This window comes from Afipia broomeae ATCC 49717 (genome assembly GCF_000314675.2).
In the GTDB taxonomy this organism is placed as follows: domain Bacteria; phylum Pseudomonadota; class Alphaproteobacteria; order Rhizobiales; family Xanthobacteraceae; genus Afipia; species Afipia broomeae.
The window spans coordinates 1054984-1077401 of record NZ_KB375282.1; the positions used below are offsets into that span (position 1 = coordinate 1054984).

The following is a 22418-nucleotide window of genomic DNA, read 5'->3' on the forward strand; positions in this document are numbered from 1 at the left end:
CACTTACAACAAGACGCTCAACGTGCCCGAAGGCGTCGAGCTTGCAGACGCGCGCGAGGTTCTGTCCGGCCCGCTCTATCAATTCCATCACAAGGACGGCGATCTTTCGCTCGCTTTGCATTCCGATCTGTTCAGGTATCTCGCCATCCAGAAATTTGGCGGCTGGTATATGGATCTCGACATCGTGGTGCTGAAAGCAGCATTGCCCGACGACAAGATTTATCTTGCATATCAGGAGGACGGCATCGTCAATGCCGCTGTCATGAAGTTTCCCGCAGGGTCACCGATCATGACGGCTGCGATCGATGAGGCGATGAGGTTGCTGCCGGTGGCAGGTACGGCCGCACCGGGAGCTGATCACGGCATTGTCGGACCGAAGCTCATCACGCGCCTCTCGACCGAGTATGCGATCGATCATCTGATTCGCCCGAAAGTCAGCGCGTACGAGATTCATCCCAACGAAGTCCTGATGTTCTTCGATCCCGCTCAATGCGAGGCGGCTCTGGCACGATTGGCTTCAAGCGACTTCGTGCATCTCTGGAATGATCTGTGGCGTGCGCTGCGCATCCCCAAAAATCTGGGGCCGCCCGAAGACAGTTTCCTGGATTTGCTGTTCAAACGCTTTGGAATCGATGTTCCGCAGGGCGCGCGACTATCATATGAGGCCGTTGAAGGATGGTTTCGCGAGTTCTGGGTGATGAAGGAGCTCAAGCAAAAGCTTTCTACCCAAAGCGTGCCCTATGATGCGCTGGATGAACTGGCCCGATCCATCCAGATCAACGGCTGGCAACCGGGCCAGCGCCCCTTCGGTCATACTCGGATTTCGCAGCAGGCGGATCATCCGTGTGCCGCCGATCCTCAAACGGTCAGAACTTTCTGGCATGGCGACGCGATCGGTCCCTATCAGTTGATGTGTTTGAAGAGCTTTGCGGCGAGTGGACATCGCGTTGAGGTGTTTTCCTACAATCGCGACCTGAACGCCCCAAGCTGGATATCCGTGGAGGATGCGGCGGAAATTCTCCCGCGCGACCTCGTCCTGAGGCCCTTAGGCGATGAGGGCGCCTTCGCCATTCACGCGAATCTCTTCCGGTATGCGCTGCTTCAGAAGATGGGCGGATGGTGGATTGATCCTGATGTTCTTCTTCTCAAGGCAGATCTTCCAGCGGGCGATGTTTTCTTCGCCGGGCCGGATGTTTTCGGGCGCGTGCCGACAGGTGTTCTGAAATTTCCTGCGGGACATGGATTGCTCACCGAAGCGCTCGCGGAAACTGAAAGCCTTTCGAATTCATGGGACGGCTGGGAAGAATCAGGTTCGGCGTTGCTCACGTCGCTCATCGAGCGGCATAAGATGAACGGTAAAATTTTAGGCAGGATGCCTCTCGGTCCCGTCTCGTGGTTCGACGTGCCGGATTTGTTCAATCCGGACAGGGCCGAGAAATTGAGTCGATTGTGCAACGATTTTCAGTTCCTGCATCTTCATGATGACGCATGGCGGCGTGCCGGGATACCGCACGATCTTGCTCCGCCCGAAGACTCTTTCCTCGACAGCCAAATCCGGAAATACGGCCTAGGCGCTGATTTCCCGGCGAAAATTTCTTTCCGCGAATTGAACCGATGGACGGCGCACATGTACCAATGCGTACGTCAGAGGCAGGATTAACCTAGTTCCATACGGCCTGTTTTTCTTTCGGCTGTATCAATTCGGCCACTGGATACGGGCCGTACAGCGTTGATCAAAGACTGCTTTTATGGTTTTTCCGTAGTCATTGACGGCGGGAATTTTTGAGATGTGGTTTCGAGTATTTCCTTTTTTGACAGCTTCGCGGATGCACGCCGTGCCGGCCCGCAGCATCTGGGCTGTATGCGCACTAGTCTTTTTCGCCCATGCAGGAGTTGCACGCGCGCAGGATGCGTCTGAGCAGCAGAACCTGTTTCAGCAGATGGTCCGCAATCCGGGCAACCACGAAATTACGTTTGCCTATGTGAAGGTTGCGACCACGCGCGGGGATTACGAAGCCGCGATCGGCGCGCTCGAGCGGCTGCTATTCTACAATCCCAAATTGACGCGCGTGAAATACGAACTTGGCGCGCTTTATTTCCGGCTCGGCTCCTATGAGATGGCGAAGCGCTATTTCAAGGAAGCTCTCGCGAGCCCGGACATCGATGCGATCACCAAGGAGCGCATCGAAACTTATCTGCCCGACACCGAGAAGCAGCTTCAACCGAGCCGGTTCTCCGGATTTGCGCAGACCGGCATCCGCTCGCAGAGCAATGCGAGCTTCGCGCCTGGCGGCGGTATCCTGCGCCTCGGCGGTCAGGATCTGGCGTTGCTGCCGACCGCGCAGCGGAAGGCCGACATCAACTGGTTCGGGCTGGTCGGCCTGAGCCACGACTATGATTTGCAAAACCAGCGGGGCGACATTCTCGAAACGCGCGCCATTGGGTATCTCACCGAGCAATCGCGCCTGAAGGATCTGAATGTCGGCTTCGTCGATGTCAGCTTCGGTCCGCGGCTCGCGCTCGCGCCGGAACTGCTGCCGGGTGTGACCATCAAGCCTTATGTTGTCGGCGGAAACACCTGGGTTGGCGGGGCCTCGTACTTTTCAACGGCCGGCGCCGGCGTCGGCCTGAAAATTCCGGTGAACGACAAATTCACGTTGGCCCCCGATTTCGAATGGCGCCGTGCCGATTTCAGGACCATTGATCCTGTCGCGGGTTTCAACTCCGGCGACTGGTATACGACCAGCCTTTCGGCGAGCTGGAACATCGCGCAACAGATCAAGCTCGACGCGCGCGGACTCTACCGGCGCGGCGACTCTCTATTGGTGTATCAGTCGTTCGATCAGTGGGCGATTGAAGCGGCCTTGACGCTGGAGTTCGCGCCGCCGTTCGTCTGGATGTCGCGCAACTGGAGCATTGCGCCGTTCGCACGATGGATCGACACACGCTTCGATGCGGCAAATCCATTCATCGATCCGCTGGTCGCGCGCGCCGATCATCAGTGGTCGGTCGGCGCGCTGTTCAACGCGCCAGTGACGAAGAATTTCGGCATCTCGGCCGCGGTTCAGTACGACAAGACCAATTCCTCGCTGCCGAACTATCGCCTGGATAATTTCTCCGTGATGTTCGGTCCGACCGCTCGTTTCTGAGGGTAGCAGCAGATGTTATTTTCCAAAGAGACATATCTGACGTCGTTTCTGACGGTGCTGCTCTCCACGACGGCGCTTATTCCGGCTGCTGACGCACAAAACTCGGGACGGGTCGGTGCCGTCAATCTCGATGCAACCGGGACGCCGCCGGGCGCCGGAACGCGCACGCTCACCATCGGCACCAACATCATCTACAAGGAGCGGGTGCAGACGTCGGCACAGGGATCGACGCAGATCATGTTTCCCGACACCTCGACCCTGAATGTCGGCCGCAACAGCAATATCGTGATCGACGAGTACGTCTACGATCCGGCTGCCGGGACCGGCAAGATGGTGGCGACGGTGTCGAAGGGCGTGATGCGCTTCGTCGGCGGGCAGATCAGCCACACCGCAGGCGTCACGGTGAAGACTCCCGTGGCGACGCTGGGCATCCGCGGCGGCGTGGCGACGGTGGTTTATCCGATTCCGCCGGGGTTCGCTGGCTCCGATCCGAAGCTCGCACAGGCGAAGGGCGAGATCGTCATCGGCCACGTCGGCTCGGTGGTTATCAAGAACAATGTCGGCTCAGTGATCGTTCGCCCCGGATACATGACGTGGGTATCAGGTCCGAACGATCCGATTCCGGAGCCGTTCCCGATTCCGGATTTCCTGCTGCAGAAGATCATGGCTGCGCTGACCAGCGGGCCCGGCCAGACCGGCGGTATCAGCGATCTGCCGACCGACCAGATGGCCGCGCGGCTCGGCTTCGGCAAGACCATCGTCACTGACCCTGCGAAGCCGCCCGGCACGGATCCGCTCGGATATTTCTCGATCTTCGACGGCGGCAGCGCCATCGCGAAGAACAAGTCGCAGTCGAACCAGACCAATCAGGTCAACCCGCCGCCGAATACAAATCCGGGCGGCTGTTACGGATATTGCTATTAGACCGCAGGCCGAACGCCGGCCGGTTTACTTCTGCCCGTTCGGCATGAACAGCGCCTGAGCCTTGCTCGCCTGTTCGGCGATGAAATCCGCGGTAACCCGCACGCGCGCGATATTGCGCAGGTCGCTGTGCAGCAACAGCCAGAATGTCCTGATCAGACGAAAATTGGGCAGCACCCGCACAAGCTCCGGCTCGGTTTGCGCGATGAAGCACGGCAGCACGCACAGGCCTGCGCCGGCGAGGGTGGAGTTGAGCTGTGCGATAAGGTTCGAGCTCTTGATCGCCGGGCGCAAATCCGGCGATACGAAATGCGCGTATTCCAGTTCGGGCGAGAAGATAAGATCGTCGATGTATGAAATGAATCGATGAGTCGGCACGTCTGCCGCCGTCTCCACGGCAGGATGGTTGACCAGATAGTCGTGGGACGCGTAGAGACCGAGTTCGTAATCCGTCAGCTTGCGCCCATGCAGCCGTCCTTCGGTCGGTTGCGTCAGGCTCACTGCGATGTCGGCTTCGCGGCGGGAGAGATTAAATTCGCGCGGCATCGCCACGAGTTCGATGGTGAGATCCGGGTGGCGATCGCTGAGTTCGCCGAGCCGTGGCGCCAGGAATTTGGTTCCGAAGCCATCGGGCGTGCCGATTCGTACCGCGCCGGTGGCTTGCGCTTTCGAGTCGCCGATCGATTGTGCGGCCGAGGTCGCAAGCTGATCCATCTGCTCGGCCATTTCGAGCAGCCGCTCACCGGCCTCGGTCAGCGACGAGCCGCTGGTGCGGCGGTCGAACAATTGCGAGCCCAACGATGTTTCCAGTGCGGCGATACGCCGGCTGAGTGTCGAATAATCGATCTTCAGCCGTTTCGCCGCCGCCGTCATGCTGCCGGTGCGCGTGATGGCCAGAAACGATCGAACAAGATTCCAGTCAAACTGGTCGGTCATTGCAGCTACTCTCGGTCGCCGCCGGCGAGACTAAAGCGTTGTGCCGGCCAGTCTTGGGTAATCCATAAGGAGCCTGCGGCCAAGGTTCATCTGGCAGTGGGACGGGCAGGGTGCCGCGCCATATTGACAGGGTTACCTTGGCTCGCCTCTACTCGCGCCCGAACAGCATCCGCGCCGCAGACGGCTGCATAAGAAAAGGGAGAGACGCGATGAAGAGTTTCAAGGTCACTGAATTCAACGCACCGTTGACGGAAGTGGACATCGCGACCCCGAAGCCTGAAGGCACGCAGGTTCTGCTGAAGGTAAAAGCCGCGGGTGTCTGTCACAGCGACCTGCATATCTGGGAGGGCGGCTATGATCTGGGGCATGGCCGCAAGCCGCTGTCCCTAAAGGATCGCGGAGTATCGCTGCCGTTGACCATGGGACATGAGACGGTCGGCGAAGTTGTTGCGTTTGGGCCCGACGCGAAGGGCGTGGCCGTCGGCGACGTGCGGCTGGTGTATCCCTGGCTCGGCTGCGGCGAATGCGCGACCTGCAAGGCAGGCGATGAAAACATGTGCATCGTCAAGCCGAATTCGATCGGCGTGTATTGCGACGGCGGCTATGCGGATCACATCACGGTGCGCCATCCGCGTTATCTGCTCGATCTCAAGGGGCTCGATCCGGTAACGGCTGCGCCGTATGCCTGCTCAGGCGTGACGACATACAGTGCGATCAGGAAGCTCGAATCGATTCTGGACCAGCCCATCGTGATCTTTGGTGCGGGCGGGCTGGGTCTGATGGCGCTGTCGATCCTGAAAGCCATGGGCGGCAAGGGCGCTATCGTTGTCGATATCGATGAGAGCAAGCGGAAGCCTGCCGAGGACGCCGGTGCGCTCGGATTCGTCAACGGCGCTGCACCGGATGCCTTGCAGCAGATTGCAGCGAAGGCAGGCAGGCCCGTTCTTGGCGCAATCGATCTGGTCGGCAACGCCGCGACGGCTCAGCTTGGTTTCGATTGTCTCAGCAAGGGCGGCAAGCTTGTCATGGTCGGGCTGTTCGGCGGCGGCGCGCCGTGGGCCTTGCCGCTGATTCCGATCAAGGCAATCACGATTCAGGGCAGTTACGTCGGCAACCTGCGTGAGACGCAGGAGCTGATCGATCTGGTGCGAGAGAAGAAGATCGCACCGATTCCGGTTACCAGGATGCCGCTGACGAAGGCCGATGCCGCGCTCAACGACCTGAAGAAGGGCAAGCTTGTCGGCCGCGCCGTACTCGTTCCCTGACGCAAACTACTTGGCCCGTTCCGCCAGCGGCAGAACGACAAGCGAGATGTCCGAGTTTTGCGGATCGGGCCCGATCTGAAACCCGAGCCGCCGGCACATATCGAGCATTCTGGTGTTCCGGCTCAGGACCTGGCCGCGGATCGCGCGCACGCCTTCCGCGTTCCCGTATTCAATAATCATTTTCATGAACAGCAGGCCAAGCCCCACGCCCTTGAGGTCGGACCGGACCAGCACGGCGAACTCGGCGCTGGAAAAGTCGGCCTCGGTGTGAAGCCGCACTACGCCGAGCATCTTGCCGGTGGTTTCTTCGATAGCGATGAAGGCCATTGCGCGAGCGTAGTCGAGCTGCGTCAGGCGCGCGATAAACGGGTGAGAGAGTTCCTTCATCGCGGAGAAGAACCGCAGCCGGATGTCTTCCTGGCTGACATGCGAAAAGAACTCTGGATAAAGATGCTCATCCTCGGGCCGGACCGGACGCACGAAGATGTGCCGGCCATCCTTCAGCGTGGTGTGCCGTTCCCATTCTTTCGGATATGGCCGGATCGCGAAGCGGTAGTGACCCGAGCCGCGGAGCGCTTCGCTAAGCGGCGCGATCGAGACCTGTGCGTCCGCAGCGATGACGCCATCCTTGTCGGCCAGCAGCGGATTGATGTCGAGCTCGCGGATTTCCGGCAGGTCTGCTGCCATTTGCGCGATCTTGACGAGGATCAGCGCGACCGCGCCTTCGTCCGCTGCAGGAACGTCGCGGTAGCTCTTGAGGATCCGCGAGACGCGGGTGCGGGCAATCAGGCTCTTTGCCAGATTGAGGTCCAGCGGCGGAAGCGCCAGCGCCTTGTCGTTGATGACCTCCACCGCCGTACCGCCGCGTCCGAACACGACCACCGGTCCGAAGGTCGGGTCGTCGGCGAGACCCGCGATCAGCTCTCGCGCACGCGGACGCAAGATCATTGGATGGATCGTCACGCCGTCGATGCGGGCTTTCGGCCGCATCTTGCGGGCCCGTTGCAGGATATCGTCGGTTGCGTCGTGAACCGCGCGCTCGCTGGTCAGGTTCAGGCGCACGCCGCCGACATCGGACTTGTTTAAGATGTCCGGCGAGCTGATCTTGACGACAACTGTATTGCCTTCTGCCAAGATAGGTGTCGCGGCACGCGCCGCCTGATCCGGATCCTGCGCGAGTACTGCGGATGCGATGGGGATCGAATAGGCTGCGAACAGGTCATTGATTTCGATCGGATTGAGCCAACTGCGCCGGTCTCGCAACGCGTTCTGAATGATCTCACGCCCCGCCGCCACATCCGGCACGAAGTCCTCCGGCAGGCTGGGCGGCGTCTGCATCGCGACGTCGAGAGCTTCGCGATAGCGCACGATGTGCATGAAGCCGCGCACGGCATCGGCTTCGCTGGGAAAATGCGGAATTCCCGCTTCCCCGAACACTGCGGAGGCGGCCCCGTTGTCACCGACCCAGGCGGCGAAGACCGGTTTGCGGGAATAGGTCTCGGCGCGGAACTTCTTCACGGCGGCGACCACGCCCTTCGCGCACTCAACCGGTGAGGCCAGCGTGTTGGGCGAGTTCATTATCAGGACCGCATTGTTCGCCGTATCCCCAAGCACAAGCTCGCAGGCCTTCGCATAGCGTTCGCCATCCGCATCACCCAGAATGTCGACAGGATTTGCGCCGGACCATCGCTCAGGCAGAACCTTGTCGAGGCTTTTCTTGACGTCTTCGGACAAGCCCGCAAGCTCACCGCCGAGGTCGATCAGCCGATCGACCGCGAGCACGCCAAGGCCTCCACCATTGGTGACGATCGCAAGGCGGTGGCCATGGGACGATTGCAGATGTCCAAGTGTTTCAGCGGCGGAGAAAAGCTCGTCGAGGTCAAGCACGCGCAGCAGGCCAGCGCGGCGAAACGCGGCATCGTAGACGGCATCCGACCCGGCCAGGGCACCGGTATGGGTTGCAGCCGCGCGCGCGCCTTGCGAATGACGCCCCGACTTGATGGCGACCACGGGTTTGACGCGCGCGGCGGCGCGCGCCGCCGACATGAATTTTCGCACGTCGCTGATCGACCCCACGTAGAGCAGGATGGCGCGCGTGTCGGAGTCGAGTGCGAAATAGTCGAGCAGATCGCCAAAATCGACGTCGAGATTTTCACTCGTCGAAACGATGGCGGAGAAACCGACATTACGGTTCGCGGCCCATTCGACCAGTGCGGTCGAAATCGCGCCTGACTGCGAAATCAGAGCGAGATCGCCGTTTTGTGGCAAACGCGATCCAAAACTGGCGTTCAGCTTCACGCGAGGCACCAGAACGCCGAGCGATGGTCCGATCAGGCGCAAGCCGGTTTTTCGCGCCGCCTGTGCGATCGCCTCCGTGTAAGATCCTGTGCCGACGCCGAGGCCGGCGGAGAGCACCATCGCGGCCGGGTGTCCGCGGGCGCCTGCGGTTTTCACGATATCCGGAATGGCGGATGGCGGCGTCGAGATGATCGTGAGATCGGGTATCTCTGGAATGTCCTTGATGTCGCGGAACGTCTTGATGCCTTCGATTTCGGAATGCTTGCGGTTGACGATGTAGATCGGTCCGCTGAAACCGCCAGCGAGCAGGTTGCGCAACGTTGCGCCGCCAACGGACGCGGGCTTCGAGCTTCCGCCGACGATTGCGATCGAACGTGGCGAAAACAGGTGGTCGAGGCGGTACGTGCTCATGGAAGGTCTCGGGCCATCGTCGTCACAGGCTATCGCAATTGGGCGGCAAATGCGCCGGTGCCGGTCCAAGGGCATGAGGTCGCATGCCGCGATTCCTCAGGCCGCCGCCGCGTCCACCTTGTTACGGAACATGGTGCAGAGCAATAAAATTCACCACGCAGCCGTTTTCACCGAAACCCGATTGGCATGAGGCCCGACATGCTTCTAGACTATGCGGACTGCCTCAGTGCGAAGCAGTAAGAGCGTTGTGTGATGAAGCTGTTTGCCCGGGCAGGTCGCAATGACAGTTAACGAGAGCCACCTCGCTACAAAGGGCCGATTACGGCCGCCAAATCTCGGTCTGTTTCTTGCCGAGGGGCGAGGGGTGTTCGAACTGAACGCCACGTTGTTGATGGCGCCCGCGCTTTTGACGGCTCCCCGCGGCGACGGGCATCCCGTGCTGGTCCTGCCAGGCCTGCTGGCAAGCGATGTCTCGACACTCATCCTGCGGCGCTATCTCGATCTGCTCGGGTTCTCGACCCATCCCTGGGGATTCGGCCGGAACACCGGGGGCGTCTACAGCATGCGCGACAAGCTCGGCAAGCTGCTCGCCAGCGTTCACAACGCAACCGGCCGCAAGGTCAGCCTGGTCGGCTGGAGCCTTGGCGGCGTTTATGCGCGTGATCTCGCGCTCCGAATGCCAGAGATGGTTCGTTATGTCGTGACGCTGGGCAGCCCCTTCGCTGGTGACATCTCCGCGACCAATGCCAAGCGCGTCTACGAGATGGTGTCGGGCGAAACCATTGAAGACGCCGACATCAAGGATATTCAGGCGTTGTCCGGCGATTTGCCGGTGCCGACGTCATCGCTCTATACCCGCACCGACGGGATCGTGAACTGGCGGACTTGCCTCGTGCGTGAAGCCGAGACAGCGGAAAACATCGAGATCACACTCGCGAGCCATATCGGCATCGGCGTGAACGCCGCTGCGCTGTGGGCGGTCGCTGATCGTCTCGCGCAGAAAGAAGGGGAATTTCATCCGTTCGATCGCTCGGGGCCGTTCGCGCTGGCCTATGCACGACCGGAGAAAGAGAATACTGCCGGATGAGATCGCCGGAAAGGCGACGGCGGCCGTCGGAGCACGGTGCAGGAGAACGGAAAACGAATTTCCGGGGCGTCGTGATCTCGCCTGAAACGGGAGGGTACTATGAGTCACGCCAGGAAGCTGTCCTCCATGGACGCGTCGTTCCTTTATCTCGAGACGCCCGAGATGCCGATGCATGTCGGAAGCATGGCGATCTTCAAGCTGAAGGACGGTTATCAGGGCGATTTCTTCGAAGACTTCAAGAAGATGATCGCGGACCGGATTCATGTTGCCCCGATCCTCAAGGCGCGGCTGGAGAAAGCTCCGCTAGACATCGACAATCCGAGCTGGGTCGAGGACGACCAGTTCGACATCGACCGTCATATCTTCCGGGCGAGTTTGCCGGCACCGCATAACCGGGCAATGCTGGAACGAACGGTGGGCTGGATACATGCCAAGCTGCTCAACAGGGCGCGTCCGCTCTGGGAGTTTTACGTGTTCGAGGGCATGGAGAACAACGAGATCGGGCTTTATTCCAAGATGCACCATGCCTGCATAGATGGCGGCGCCGGCGCTGCGCTCACCAACATGATCTATGACATCACACCGGTGCCGCGTGAATTTCCGAAGGTCGTTCCGAACAAGCCCGCCAACGAGCCGCGGGACATCGCGGCCAACATGCTGGATTCCTATACCCAGCTCTGGCGTCAGCCGCTCGATGCGTCAAAGGCCAAAAGCTTCGACCTACCACGCAGCGGCAAAAGCGATCTCGGGTCCGTTCTGTTCGACAACGCGATGTTCCAGATCGAGAGCGGCATCAGGATGCTTGGCGGAGTGCCGGAAACCGTCAAGAGCATCCGCGACATGATCGCGAAGGTTTCCGACCCGAAATCGCGGGACAGTCTGGCGAGCATGGTCTCGCCATCGACAATGCTGAACAAGACGATTTCGTCGGAACGCAGCTTCGCCGGCGTCTCGGTCTCGCTGCCTGAAGCCAAGGCGATCGCAAAGCAGGCCGGCGGCAAACTCAATGACGTTGTGATGGCGCTGTCGAGCGGCGTGCTGCGAAGGTATCTGCTCGAGCATGGCGGATTGCCCAGCCGGTCACTGACGGCAGCGGTGCCGATCTCGCTGCGCGAGGAGGGCAACACCGAAGCCAACAATCAGGTGTTCGGGATGATCTGCTCGCTGGCGACCAATATCGAGGACCCGAAGGAGCGCCTTCAGGCGATCATCGCCCAGTCGGCCAAATCGAAGGAAATGTCGCATCCGCTGCGGGCGCTGATGCCCTCGATGTCCAACATTTCGATGTTGGGCGCGCCGATCCTGATTCAGGTGCTGGCCTTGCTCTACAGCCGCTCGAATCTGTCCGATGTGCTTCCGCCGAGTGCAAACGTCACGATCTCGAATGTGCCGGGTCCGCGGCAGACGCTTTATGCGGTGGGCGCGGAATTGCTTCATATTTTCCCGGTCTCGATCGCGACCCATGGCCTCGCATTGAACATTACCGTGCAAAGCTATCGCGACCAGCTCGATTTCGGCTTCATCGCCGGAGCCAACATCATTCCGCATGTGGAAGTGCTGGCAAACATGCTGCCCAAGGAGTTCGAGCTGCTCGCCGCAGCAGTAGCGCCCGGCAATCACGCAAGCGCGGCAAGCTGAGACGTGGCACCTGCAATGATGGAAATGCCGCCGCTTCAGTATGCCGAGGTCAATGGCATACGCATGGGCTTCTATGAAGCCGGTCCCAAGTCAGACAAGCCGCCGCTGGTGCTATGCCATGGATGGCCGGAGATCGCATTTTCCTGGCGCCATCAGATCAAGGCGCTGAGCGAGGCGGGTGTCCGGGTTATTGCGCCAGACCAGCGCGGATATGGCGCGACGGACCGTCCGGAGCAGGTCGAAGCCTACGATATTGAACACCTCACCGGCGATCTGGTCGGCCTGCTGGATCATCTCAACATCGACAAGGCGATCTTTGTCGGCCACGACTGGGGCGGGTTTATTGTCTGGCAGATGCCGCTGCGGCATCCATCCCGTGTCGCAGGCGTGATCGGCGTCAACACGCCGCACACCCCGCGAACGGCAAGCGATCCGATCGGACTTCTGCGCCAGCGGTACGGCGACCATCTCTATATCGCGCAGTTTCAGGACCCTGAACGCCGCGCCGACAAGATATTCGACAGCCGTGTCGAGCAAACCTTCGACTTCTTCATGCGCAAGCCGATGCCGCAAAAGAAAGCGCCGGAAGCCGGCGAAGGGCCGCCAGCGGCGGGTCTCGGCGCGTCACCGAAGCTGAACATGGCGTTCCCGCAGATGGTCGCGGGTTACGATGGCAAGCTCGATCCTCGCGAGAAAATCCTGACGCCCGAGGAAATGCAGGTGTTCGTGGATGCTTTCAAAGGCTCGGGCTTCACTGGAGGGATCAACTGGTATCGCAACATGACCCGAAACTGGGAGCGTTCGGCGCATATCGACCACACCGTGCGCGTGCCCTCGCTGATGATCATGGCGGAGAACGATGCGGTTCTTCCGCCCTCGTCATGCGACGGGATGGAGAATATTGTTCCTGATCTCGAAAAACACCTGATCAGAGACAGCGGCCACTGGACTCAGCAGGAGCAGCCCCGTGAGGTCAGCGCCAAAATCCTCGAGTGGCGAAGGCGGCGTTTCGGGTAACGCCGCCGCGAGCCAGCCAAAGCCCTTGCAGTATAAGTTCTTTGCAAAACATGCGCCGGAACAGTAGCTTCGGAGAAAAGCTCCGGGCCAGCCGGGCATCAATAAGTCACGTGGGCAGGAGATATCCGAGCGATGGCGTCCCAGAATAAGCTGAATCCCATTCCGCATCCGCCGAAGAAACCGGTCGTCGGCAACATGCTGTCGCTGGACTCGACAGCGCCTGTGCAGGATCTGGTACGCAAGACCAAGGAGCTTGGCCCGATCTTCTGGCTCGACATGATGGGCCAGCCGCTGGTGATCGTTTCGGGCTTCGAACTTGTCAACGAGTTGAGCGACGAGAAGCGGTTCGACAAGGCGGTGCGCGGAGCGCTGCGCCGGGTGCGCGCGATCGGCGGCGATGGCCTGTTCACGGCTGACACGACCGAGCCGAACTGGAACAAGGCGCACAACATCCTGCTCTCGCCGTTCGGCGGTCGGGCGATGCAGTCCTACCACCCGATGATGGTGGATATCGCTGAACAGCTCGTCAAGAAATGGGAACGGCTCAACGCCGACGATGAGATCGACGTCGTGCACGACATGACCGCGCTGACGCTCGATACCATCGGGCTGTGCGGTTTCGACTATCGTTTCAATTCATTTTACCGGGAGGATTATCACCCGTTTGTCGGCGCGCTGGTGCGTTCGCTGGAAACGATCATGATGACGCGCGGCCTTCCGCTGGAAGGGCTGTTCATGCGCGCGCGCCGGACCGACATGGCGGCAGACGTTGCGTTCATGAACAACATGGTCGACGAAATCGTCGCCGAACGCCGCAAGAACGCCGAGGCCGCTGCGAGCACTAAAGACATGCTCAATGCGATGCTGACCGGCGTCGACAAGGTGACCGGCGAACAACTCGACGACGTCAACATCCGTTACCAGATCAATACCTTCCTGATTGCGGGCCACGAAACCACGAGCGGCCTTTTATCCTGCGCGATCTATGCCATGCTCAAGCACCCCGAGGTGCTCAAGAAAGCATACGAGGAAGTCGATCGCGTTCTCGGTGCTGACATCGATGCCAAGCCCACGTTCCAGCAGGTCACGCAGCTTCAATACATTTCGCAGATTCTGAAAGAGTCGCTGCGGATGTGGCCGCCGGCGCCGGCGTACGGCGTCACACCGCTCAAGGATGAAACCATTGGCGGCAAGTACAAGCTGCGGAAAGGCACCTTCATTACGATCCTGGTGATGGCGCTGCACCGCGATCCTTCGGTGTGGGGACCTAACCCGGATGTATTCGATCCGGAAAATTTTAGCCGTGAGGCTGAGACCAAGCGTCCGCCGAATGCCTGGAAGCCGTTCGGCAACGGCCAGCGTGCATGTATCGGCCGCGGGTTTGCGATGCATGAGGCCGCGTTGGCGCTCGGCATGATCCTCCAGCGCTTCAAGCTGCTGGACCACACGCGCTATCAGATGCATCTGAAAGAAACGCTGACGATCAAGCCCGACGGCTTCAAGATTAAGGTGCGGGCGCGTTCGGACAAGGACCGCACCATCGTCGCCAACCGTCCCGGGGCTGCGGTCGCAGATGCATCCGGGACTGCCGCACCTGCGCGCGTTCGTCCCGGTCACAACACGCCGCTGCTCATTCTCTATGGCTCCAATCTCGGCACCGCCGAGGAACTGGCCCATCGCGTTGCGGATCTGGCCGAAGTCAACGGGTTTGCCACCAAGCTTGCGCCGCTCGACGACTATGTCGGCAACCTGAAGGATCAAGGCGACGTCATCATTTTCTGCGCGTCCTACAATGGCGCGCCGCCGGACAATGCGACAAAGTTCGTCAACTGGCTCAGCAGCGATCTTCCGAAGGATGCCTTCGAGGGCGTTCGTTATACCGTGTTCGGTTGCGGCAACAGCGACTGGCTGGCGACTTACCAGTCGATCCCGCGCCTGATTGACGAGCAGCTTTCCGCCCATGGCGCGAAGGCTGGATTGCCGCGCGGAGAGGGCGATGCCCGCGACGATCTCGATGGACAATTCGAGAAATGGTTCAAATCAGTGCGGGAGCTTGCCGGGAAGGAAGCCGGTATCGAGACGGGGTTCACGCGTGAAGCCAACGATGAGCCGCTCTACAAGATCGAACCAGTGGCGCATAGCGCGGTCAACACGATCGCAGTCTCCGGCGGCGCCGTGCCGGTCAAGCTTCTCATCAACGACGAATTGCAGAACAAATCCGGCGCCAATCCGTCTACGCGCTCGACGCGGCATATCGAAGTGGAATTGCCTGAAGGCATCAGCTACCGCGTCGGCGATCACCTCAGCGTCATTCCGCGGAACGACCCGGTTCTGGTGGACGCCGTGGCGCGGCGCTTCGGCTTCCTGCCTGCCGATCAGGTGCGGCTGCATGTCGCCGCCGGACGCCGGGCGCAGTTGCCGGTCGACAATGCCGTGTCGGTCGGGCGGCTGCTGACCGAGTTCGTGGAATTGCAGCAGATCGCGACCCGCAAGCAGATCCAGATCATGGCGGAGAATACACGCTGCCCGAGGACCAAACCGAAGCTGGAAGCTTTTATCGGTGACGATCCTGTCTCGACCGAACTCTACCGTTCGGAAATCCTGGGCAAGCGCAGGTCGGTCTACAGCCTGCTGGAGGAATATCCGGCGTGCGAGCTGCCGTTCCACACCTATCTGGAAATGCTCTCGCTGCTGTCGCCGCGCTACTACTCCATCTCGTCGTCGCCGGCGGCGCTCGGTAGCAACAAGTGCAGCGTGACCGTCGGTGTGGTCGATGCGCCCGCGACCTCCGGACGCGGCATCTACAAGGGCGTCTGCTCGAATTATCTCGCCAGCCGGCGTCCGGGCGATGTGGTTCATGCCATCGTTCGCGAAACCAAGGCCGGCTTCCGGCTACCCGAGAATCCCCTGACGCCGATCATCATGATCGGCCCGGGCACCGGTCTCGCGCCGTTCCGCGGCTTCCTGCAGGAACGCGCGGCGATGAAGGAGAAGGGGCAGACGCTCGGCCCCTCGATGCTGTTCTTCGGATGCCGCCATCCCGAGCAGGATTTCCTCTATGCGGATGAACTCAAGGGTTATGCCGAGAAGGGGATCACCGATCTTCACGTCGCCTTCTCGCGCGCGGACACGCCGAAGAGCTATGTGCAGGACTTGATCGCCGACCAGAAGGACAAGGTCTGGAAACTGATCGAGGCAGGCGCGATCATTTACGTGTGCGGTGACGGCAGCAAGATGGAGCCGGACGTCAAGCGCGTGCTCACGACAATCTACCGCGAGCGGACCGGAGCCGACGAGGCCGCCGCCCTGCAATGGATCGACACCATGGGGACGCAGAACCGCTACGTACTCGACGTCTGGGCGGGGAGCTGAGATTTCCAGCGGCCGGATATCTGCCGGCCGCCTCCGCACGCTTTCTTGTTAGTTCCTGGTGATTCCGCGCGCGTGTTCGGCGATCGCATTGATGATTGTCGGCCACATCGGAATCGGCAGTGCATGGCCCATGCCTTCGATCAGCAGCAGCTTCGCGCCGGGAATGGACGCTGCCGTGTCTTTTCCGGCTTCCACCCGCACCAGCGGATCGATGGTGCCGTGAATGACCAGCGTCGGCGCCCTGACCGACCGCAGCCGATCCTTGCGATTGCCCGAGGCGAGAATGGCGCGCAGTTGCCGTCCGACGCCCGCCGGATTGAGGCCGCGCGCATATGTTGCCTCGGCGCGGTGAAGGTCTTTTGCTTCGTCCTGCGGGAATGAACCGCCGCGCAGAACTTTCCACGTCTTGCCGAAACGCTCGATATATTCCTCTTTGGAAGTCGGCGGAGGTGCGAACAGAATGGCCGACGCCTCACGGGTCGGCTGAGGCAGCTTGGGATTGCCCGTCGATGACATGATCGATGTAAGCGACAGTACCCGGTCAGGATGCTGCATCGCAATTTCCTGCGCGATCATGCCGCCCATCGAGGCGCCGACGATATGCGCCTTTTTGATTCCGAGTGTATCGAGCAGGCCTACGACGTCACGGGCCATGTCCCACAGCTTGTAGGGCGCTTCAGGAGCGATCTTGAAAAGCCGGAGCTTGATCAGTTCCATCGGACGCAGCGGCTTTCCGCCCGAAAGCCTGGTCGATTTTCCGATATCGCGGTTGTCGAAACGGATCACGCGAAAGCCGCGCCCGGCGAGCTGCTCGCAGAACTCGTCATCCCAGTGAATCATCTGCGCGCCAAGACCCATGATGAGGACCAGCGGTTCTGCATCCGGCGCACCGAAGATTTCGTAGCAAAGTTCGATTCCGTTGGCCTTCGCCATCTGCGGAGGCTGGTGTGCAATTGCGTCCACGTCGTCCCTCTCGAAATGAAATAAAGTTAAAACCCCTATTACATGCTTTGGGGGCTTGCAGAAGCCGGGAACGGTGTCGCGCCTGTTTTAAACGACGGGTCGGTTGACCGAACCCCCGCAACGGTATGGAATAGCAAAAAAAGCTGGCCCAACGGCTATTCGTTAACGCTTCCGGAGGGGCGCCTTATATGTCCGACAAACCAACCGATCCGGTGCAGGTGTGGCACACCATGCTTGCCGAGATGGAAAAAGGTTTCAACGCCATGGCCAATCAGGTCATGGGTTCGGAGCAGTTCAGTCGGGTCACGCATCAGCTCACCGGCGCTTCGGTCGGTGCGCAAAAAACCGTCGGCGACCTGATGGAGCGCTATCTGGTCAGTATGAACCTGCCCAGCCGTGCGCAGATGACGGATATGGCTGACCGGCTGCAATCGATCGAAGGGCAACTGAGCGAAATCAGGGCGCTTCTCAATCGCGTGCATGGTGATCCTGTCGCCCAGAGCAACGGGATGGCCGCGCCACGGCCTCCGCGCACCAAGCAGCCTCCATCTGCGGCCAAGGGAGGCACGCCATGAACGCGCAGGCCAACGCAAGCGCTCTGCCGGACGTCGCGCAGATCGGAGAGCGCATCCAGACCGAAGTCCAGCGTGCAATTCAGCGCAGCATCAAGGGTGTGGAGTATTTCGCATCGTCCGGGCCTTCGCTCGGATCGACGCCGAAAGATGTACTGATCTCCAGAGGCACGATGAATCTTTATCACTATCGGCCGCTGGCGGGTGAGATCTATCGCATCCCGATCCTGATCGTGATGGCGACGACCAACCGCGGTTACATCCTCGATCTGGTGCCGGGTCAGAGCTTCATCGAATTCCTGCTGAAGCAGGGTTACGATGTCTACATGCTCGACTGGAACGCGCCGCGTCCGGAAGAAAAGTCGCTGCGCATGGAAGACTATGTGCTCGGCTTCATTCCGGAGTGCATTCGGCGCGTGCAGGAGGATTCCGGCGAGACCGATGTCAACGTCATCGGGTATTGTTTCGGCGGTGTGCTGTCCTTGCTTTACGGCTCGATTTTCAACGACGGGCCGATGAAGAACCTCGTATGCTTCACCACGCCGATCGATTTCCGCCAGATGAAATTGTTCCAGAATTTCGCCGACCGGCGTTATTTCGACGTGGATGGACTGATCGACAAAGCCGGCAATGTCTCGCCCGAAATGATCCGGTCGTCGTTTGAAATGCTGCGGCCGGCGTCGCGCGCTGTCGGGCAGATACAGCTCTGGGAAAACATCTGGAATGATGAGTACGTGAAATCCTTCCAGATGTTTGATCGTTGGGGGCAGGATACGCTGCCGCTGGCCGGTGAATATTTCCGGCAGACCACGAAAGATCTCATGTGGGACAATAAGCTCTTCAACGGCACGATGACTGTTGGCGGGCGTCCTGCGGACATCTCAAAGATCAAAGTCCCGTTGCTTCACGCCGTCGCTGAGCACGATCACATCGTGCCTTACGATGCGGCCAAGCATCTGATGCAGATGATCGGATCGACTGACAAGACCGAGATCATTCTCAAGGGCGGTCATGTCAGTCTCGTCGCCGGCGCGAATGCCATCAAGCGCCTTTGGCCCAAACTCGATTCCTGGTTAAGTGAGCGATCAACATGAGCAGCACTGAAATGCGTTCCTATCCGCGTCGCGTCATGACCGAAGGCGGCGAGATCGAATTTCGTCACATGACGGCGGCGGACGAGGCGGCTGTCCTTGCCTTCGCGCAAAAGCTCCCGGTTCATGACCTGCTCTTCATTCCGCGCAACATCAGCGAGCCGAAGGTGCTCTCCGCCTGGATCAAGGAGCTCGAGCGCGGCGGTTTGGTGAGTCTTCTGGCAGTGAAGGGGAGTACGGTGGTGGGCTGCGGCACCATCGTCCGGGATCTTCTGTCGTGGTCGCCGCATGTCGGCGAAATCCGCATGGTGGTGTCCAAGGACGTCCGCGGTCTCGGTGTAGGCCGTGCGCTGTCGCAGGAAACCTTCGCGCTCGCGTTGGGATCAGGGCTGGAAAAGATCGTGGCCCAGATGACGGTCGATCAGACTGGCGCCATCGCCCTGTTCGAGAGCCTCGGCTTCAAGGCGGAGGCCCTGCTGCACGATCAGGTGAGGGACCTGGCCGGGAAAACCCACGATATCGTGGTTCTCGGTCACAATGTCTCCAAGGTCCGTGCCCAGCTCGAGGCCTATGGGGTCTCCGAAGCTGTCGGTTAAGCCATTGAAATAGCTTAAATTTGATATTATCACGAGTTCGTGATGGCGCAGTGCAACATTATTGTTGCGGTGCATCTAAGACTTTGGCATAACCACCTTGCCCCGGGCCATACCGGACGGGGATGAGCCCATAGCTCGCAACCTTGAGGATGGAGACAGACAATGACGAATTCTTTCAACACCGAGTCCGTGCTGAACACCGTGAAGTCCGCTTTCGCGCCCGTCACCGACGCGCTGAAGAATTTCCCGAACGTGGAAGTTCCTGAAGCTGCTCGTGAGTTCGTGAAGAAGGCCGCCGGCACCGCCAAGGACCGTGCTGCTGAAATCCACACCGGTTCGGAGAAGGTGACCTCGGCGATCGAAACCGCTGTTGCCGGTTCGGTCAGCGAGACCGCGAAGATCTCCCGCAGCATCCAGCAGGCCGTTTACGAAGACGCGCAGGCGCTGTTCTCGGGCATCGACAAGCTGGCGTCGGCGAAGTCGCTGAACGAAGCCGTCACGATCCAGGGCGATCTGCTCCGCGCTCAGGGCGAAGTCGTGATGTCGCGCGCCAAGGCCACCACCGAATACTTCGGCAAGCTGATCGCCGACGGTGCGAAGACCGCGCAGGACAACTTCGCGAAGGTCGCGTCCTACAGCAAGTCGGCCTGATAGTCCGGCCTCGACCACCCTACAATTTGACGACCAAAGGCCCGCTTCGAGCGGGCCTTTGTTTGCCGCGCGCCTCCATCCTTTGACGGGAGCGGGTTCGCGATGCAATGTCGGTTGACCGGGATCGATCATGGCTGACAACGGAAAATTCGTGCTGGTCGCGGATACCGGCGACATCGCGCGCGCCGCGGAACTGCGCCGGGTCAAGATGCTCGCCACGCTCGTGCTCGCGGGCTGCGTCGTCGTGCTGATCATCGCCAAGGCGATGGAGCGCGTGCATCCGGGATTTGGATTTCTCGCAGCCTTCGCGGAGGCAGCGACGATCGGCGGTCTGGCGGACTGGTACGCCGTGGTGGCGCTGTTTCGCCGTCCGCTGGGGCTGCCGATCCCGCACACCGCCATCATCCAGCAAAATCAGCACAGAATCGCTGACAAGCTCGGCGAATTCATCGAGGTGCATTTTCTGAGCCCGGCGCCGGTCGACGCGAAGTTGCGTGAGGTCGATTTCGCATCGTTCATTTCAGCCTGGCTGACAGATCCGAAGAAAAGTTCGGATCTGGCGCGTTTCGTTCTGCGTCTGTTGCCAGAGGCGCTTGCGGCCGCGGAAACCTCGGGATTGAAGTCGTACTTCACACGCCGCATCGTGACGCAGCTTCAGTCTGTCGATCTCGCGCCATTGGCCGCGGGAACGCTCCGCGGCTTTATCGCCGAGGGACGCCACAAGGGCATGCTCGACGATCTGCTGCAGGCAATTCACGAGTCCATCAACAAGCCGGAGACGCTTGAACTGATCCGGGAGAAAATCCGCAACGAGCTTCCGACGCTGCTGAAGTTTTATCGCGCCGACAAGTTCCTGTTGAAGAGGGTTGCGGCGTCGGCCACATCGTTCTTTGAAGAAGTGCGCTCTGATCCCCAGCATCCGTTTCGCGGCGAGGTCGATCGCATCCTGCTGACACTTCCCGACAAGCTGGCGAACGACAAGACTTACGCGGATCGCATCGACGGATTGAAGCGCGACCTGCTGGCGCGTCCCGAGCTTGCTGCGCTGACGCGCGACATCTGGGCCAACATCAAGGCATTCATTGACCGAAGCGCGAGCGGCGAGAGCAACGTGCTGCAGCATCATCTCGCCAACGTGTTCCTGGAGGCGGGCCGGCAACTCGCCGCCGACAGCGAAATGCGCGCAGAGATCAACGGTGGCATCGTTGCTGTGCTTCGCAGCTTCATCGCCGATCAGAAGAGCGGCGTGTCGCGTTTTATCGCCGATCAGGTCAAGTCATGGGACATGAAGCAGTTGATCAACCTGATCGAGATCAACATGGGCAAGGATCTGCAATACATCCGATTCAATGGCGCGCTGATCGGAGGACTCGCGGGTGTTGCACTGCACACCGCGGAAGTGGTGATCAAAACGCTCTGATAGTCCACGCGAAAATTCAGCCTGTCGGCAATTTGCAACACTCGTTTCAAACGCGACGAAGGCGGCTTGAAATGCCGGAATTTGACCCATAGCTTAAATCAATGTGCGTTGATTGACGTGTTGTCCTGATTCGTTTCGCATTGGAGTTGATTTTGTCGCGCCGGCCGAAAGCCGGAAACGTACTGACGAAAAGGAAATCGAATGTCCGTTGCTACCCAGACGCTTCGCCCACCATCCAGATTGCTGATGCTGATGGAGGCGCGCGCCATTAACGAATTCGGCGCCTTCCTCGGAGCGCTTCCGTTGCTCAGCCTCGCGCCCAAGGGTGATGGTCATCCCGTGCTGGTGCTGCCGGGATTGATCACCAGCGACAACGCGACGCGTCCGCTGCGCTCGTTCCTGAAGAGCCGCGGCTATGCCGTGAGCGGCTGGGGCCTTGGCCGCAATTTCGGTCCGCGCGCCGGTGTGCAGGACGCCATGATCAATCTCGTGCAGGATCTCAACGAGACGCACGGCCGCAAGGTCAGTCTTGTGGGATGGAGCCTCGGCGGAATCTATGCACGGCAGTTGTCGAAGATGATGCCGGACCGTGTGCGCTCGGTGATCACGCTCGGCAGCCCGTTCGCGGGGAGTCCGCGGGCGACCAATGCGTGGCGCACTTATGAGACTGTCAGCGGCCGCCGCGCCGACCAGCACGATACGACCTTCGGCGGCGAGATGGCGAGGACACCGCCGGTGCCGACCACTGCGATCTTCAGCCGTACCGACGGCATTTGCGCGTGGCAAAGCTGTATCGAGCAGCCGGGCACGTATGCCGAGAACATCGAGGTGCAGGGCGCCAGCCATTGCGGCATGGGTCACCATCCGGCGATCGTTTATGCCGTCGCCGATCGTCTTGCGCAGGCGGAAGGCGAATGGAAGCCGTTCGATCGCAGCGGCTGGCGCAGCCTGGTTTATCCCGATCCGGGCCGCTGAACGGTTGATCTCGGCGGATATTCCCGTCCCGGGAACCGCCTCAGGGCGGTGTCCCG

At 60.3% G+C, this 22418-nt stretch carries 17 protein-coding genes; 14 read left to right on the forward strand and 3 right to left on the reverse strand.

Features of this window, described 5'->3' with window-relative positions; all coding sequences use genetic code 11:
- The first annotated feature begins 22 nt into the window (after window positions 1–22).
- From HMPREF9695_RS04905 to HMPREF9695_RS04915, 3 genes are all read left to right on the forward strand, one after another.
- Window positions 23–1660: a glycosyltransferase gene (locus HMPREF9695_RS04905; RefSeq protein WP_245258714.1), complete on the forward strand. Its 1638-nt coding sequence runs from the start codon at window positions 23–25 to the stop codon at window positions 1658–1660.
- 166 nt (window positions 1661–1826) lie between these two features.
- Window positions 1827–3149 (forward strand): tetratricopeptide repeat protein, encoded by a 1323-nt coding sequence (locus HMPREF9695_RS04910; protein ID WP_034460695.1) that lies wholly within the window; start codon window positions 1827–1829, stop codon window positions 3147–3149.
- Window positions 3150–3161: 12 nt separating this feature from the next.
- Entirely contained in the window at window positions 3162–4073 is a 912-nt protein-coding gene (locus HMPREF9695_RS04915; RefSeq protein ID WP_006019704.1) for a FecR family protein, read from the forward strand.
- A 24-nt stretch (window positions 4074–4097) separates the two neighbouring features.
- On the opposite strand, the gene HMPREF9695_RS04920 is transcribed toward HMPREF9695_RS04915, so the two are convergent.
- Window positions 4098–5006 (reverse strand): LysR family transcriptional regulator, encoded by a 909-nt coding sequence (locus tag HMPREF9695_RS04920; protein ID WP_006019705.1) that lies wholly within the window; start codon window positions 5004–5006, stop codon window positions 4098–4100.
- A 209-nt stretch (window positions 5007–5215) separates the two neighbouring features.
- Here HMPREF9695_RS04920 and HMPREF9695_RS04925 point away from each other — a divergent pair, with 209 nt between their 5' ends.
- On the forward strand, window positions 5216–6271 hold the full coding sequence (locus tag HMPREF9695_RS04925; protein WP_006019706.1) for an alcohol dehydrogenase: 1056 nt from the start codon (window positions 5216–5218) through the stop codon (window positions 6269–6271).
- 6 nt (window positions 6272–6277) lie between these two features.
- Here HMPREF9695_RS04925 and HMPREF9695_RS04930 read toward each other — a convergent pair whose 3' ends face one another.
- A complete protein-coding gene (locus HMPREF9695_RS04930) occupies window positions 6278–8980 on the reverse strand; it encodes a bifunctional acetate--CoA ligase family protein/GNAT family N-acetyltransferase (protein ID WP_006019707.1) in 2703 nt (900 codons plus the stop codon).
- A 280-nt stretch (window positions 8981–9260) separates the two neighbouring features.
- Between HMPREF9695_RS04930 and HMPREF9695_RS04935 the strand changes: the two genes are divergently transcribed.
- The 4 genes from HMPREF9695_RS04935 to HMPREF9695_RS04950 all read left to right on the forward strand — a co-directional run bounded on the left by HMPREF9695_RS04935 (window position 9261) and on the right by HMPREF9695_RS04950 (window position 16094).
- A complete protein-coding gene (locus HMPREF9695_RS04935; protein WP_006019708.1) occupies window positions 9261–10067 on the forward strand; it encodes an esterase/lipase family protein in 807 nt (268 codons plus the stop codon).
- 99 nt (window positions 10068–10166) lie between these two features.
- Entirely contained in the window at window positions 10167–11705 is a 1539-nt protein-coding gene (locus HMPREF9695_RS04940; RefSeq protein WP_006019709.1) for a WS/DGAT/MGAT family O-acyltransferase, read from the forward strand.
- A 15-nt stretch (window positions 11706–11720) separates the two neighbouring features.
- Window positions 11721–12722, forward strand: a complete 1002-nt coding sequence (locus tag HMPREF9695_RS04945) for an alpha/beta fold hydrolase (RefSeq protein ID WP_006019710.1) — start codon at window positions 11721–11723, stop codon at window positions 12720–12722.
- Between the two features lie 132 nt (window positions 12723–12854).
- The gene (locus tag HMPREF9695_RS04950) at window positions 12855–16094 is read left to right on the forward strand and encodes a bifunctional cytochrome P450/NADPH--P450 reductase (protein ID WP_006019711.1); all 3240 of its coding nucleotides are present in this window, start codon (window positions 12855–12857) and stop codon (window positions 16092–16094) included.
- Window positions 16095–16142: 48 nt separating this feature from the next.
- Here HMPREF9695_RS04950 and HMPREF9695_RS04955 read toward each other — a convergent pair whose 3' ends face one another.
- Window positions 16143–17057 carry an alpha/beta fold hydrolase gene (locus HMPREF9695_RS04955; protein WP_006019712.1) on the reverse strand — a complete coding sequence of 305 codons (915 nt, stop codon included), beginning with the start codon at window positions 17055–17057 and terminating at the stop codon, window positions 16143–16145.
- A gap of 188 nt (window positions 17058–17245) precedes the next feature.
- On the opposite strand from HMPREF9695_RS04955, the gene HMPREF9695_RS04960 reads away from it, so the two are divergent.
- The 6 genes from HMPREF9695_RS04960 (at window position 17246) to HMPREF9695_RS04985 (ending at window position 22362) form a co-directional block, all read left to right on the forward strand.
- On the forward strand, window positions 17246–17632 hold the full coding sequence (locus HMPREF9695_RS04960) for a hypothetical protein (protein WP_006019713.1): 387 nt from the start codon (window positions 17246–17248) through the stop codon (window positions 17630–17632).
- Window positions 17629–18723 carry a PHA/PHB synthase family protein gene (locus HMPREF9695_RS04965; RefSeq protein ID WP_006019714.1) on the forward strand — a complete coding sequence of 365 codons (1095 nt, stop codon included), beginning with the start codon at window positions 17629–17631 and terminating at the stop codon, window positions 18721–18723. Before HMPREF9695_RS04960 ends, HMPREF9695_RS04965 begins: the two co-directional genes overlap by 4 nt.
- Window positions 18720–19316: a GNAT family N-acetyltransferase gene (locus HMPREF9695_RS04970; protein ID WP_006019715.1), complete on the forward strand. Its 597-nt coding sequence runs from the start codon at window positions 18720–18722 to the stop codon at window positions 19314–19316. The genes HMPREF9695_RS04965 and HMPREF9695_RS04970 overlap by 4 nt, the downstream gene beginning before the upstream one ends.
- Before the next feature lie 162 nt (window positions 19317–19478).
- A complete protein-coding gene (locus HMPREF9695_RS04975) occupies window positions 19479–19967 on the forward strand; it encodes a phasin (protein ID WP_006019716.1) in 489 nt (162 codons plus the stop codon).
- A 130-nt stretch (window positions 19968–20097) separates the two neighbouring features.
- Window positions 20098–21387 (forward strand): DUF445 domain-containing protein, encoded by a 1290-nt coding sequence (locus HMPREF9695_RS04980; protein ID WP_006019717.1) that lies wholly within the window; start codon window positions 20098–20100, stop codon window positions 21385–21387.
- Window positions 21388–21588: 201 nt separating this feature from the next.
- Window positions 21589–22362, forward strand: a complete 774-nt coding sequence (locus HMPREF9695_RS04985) for an esterase/lipase family protein (protein WP_006019718.1) — start codon at window positions 21589–21591, stop codon at window positions 22360–22362.
- Window positions 22363–22418: the final 56 nt, after the last annotated feature.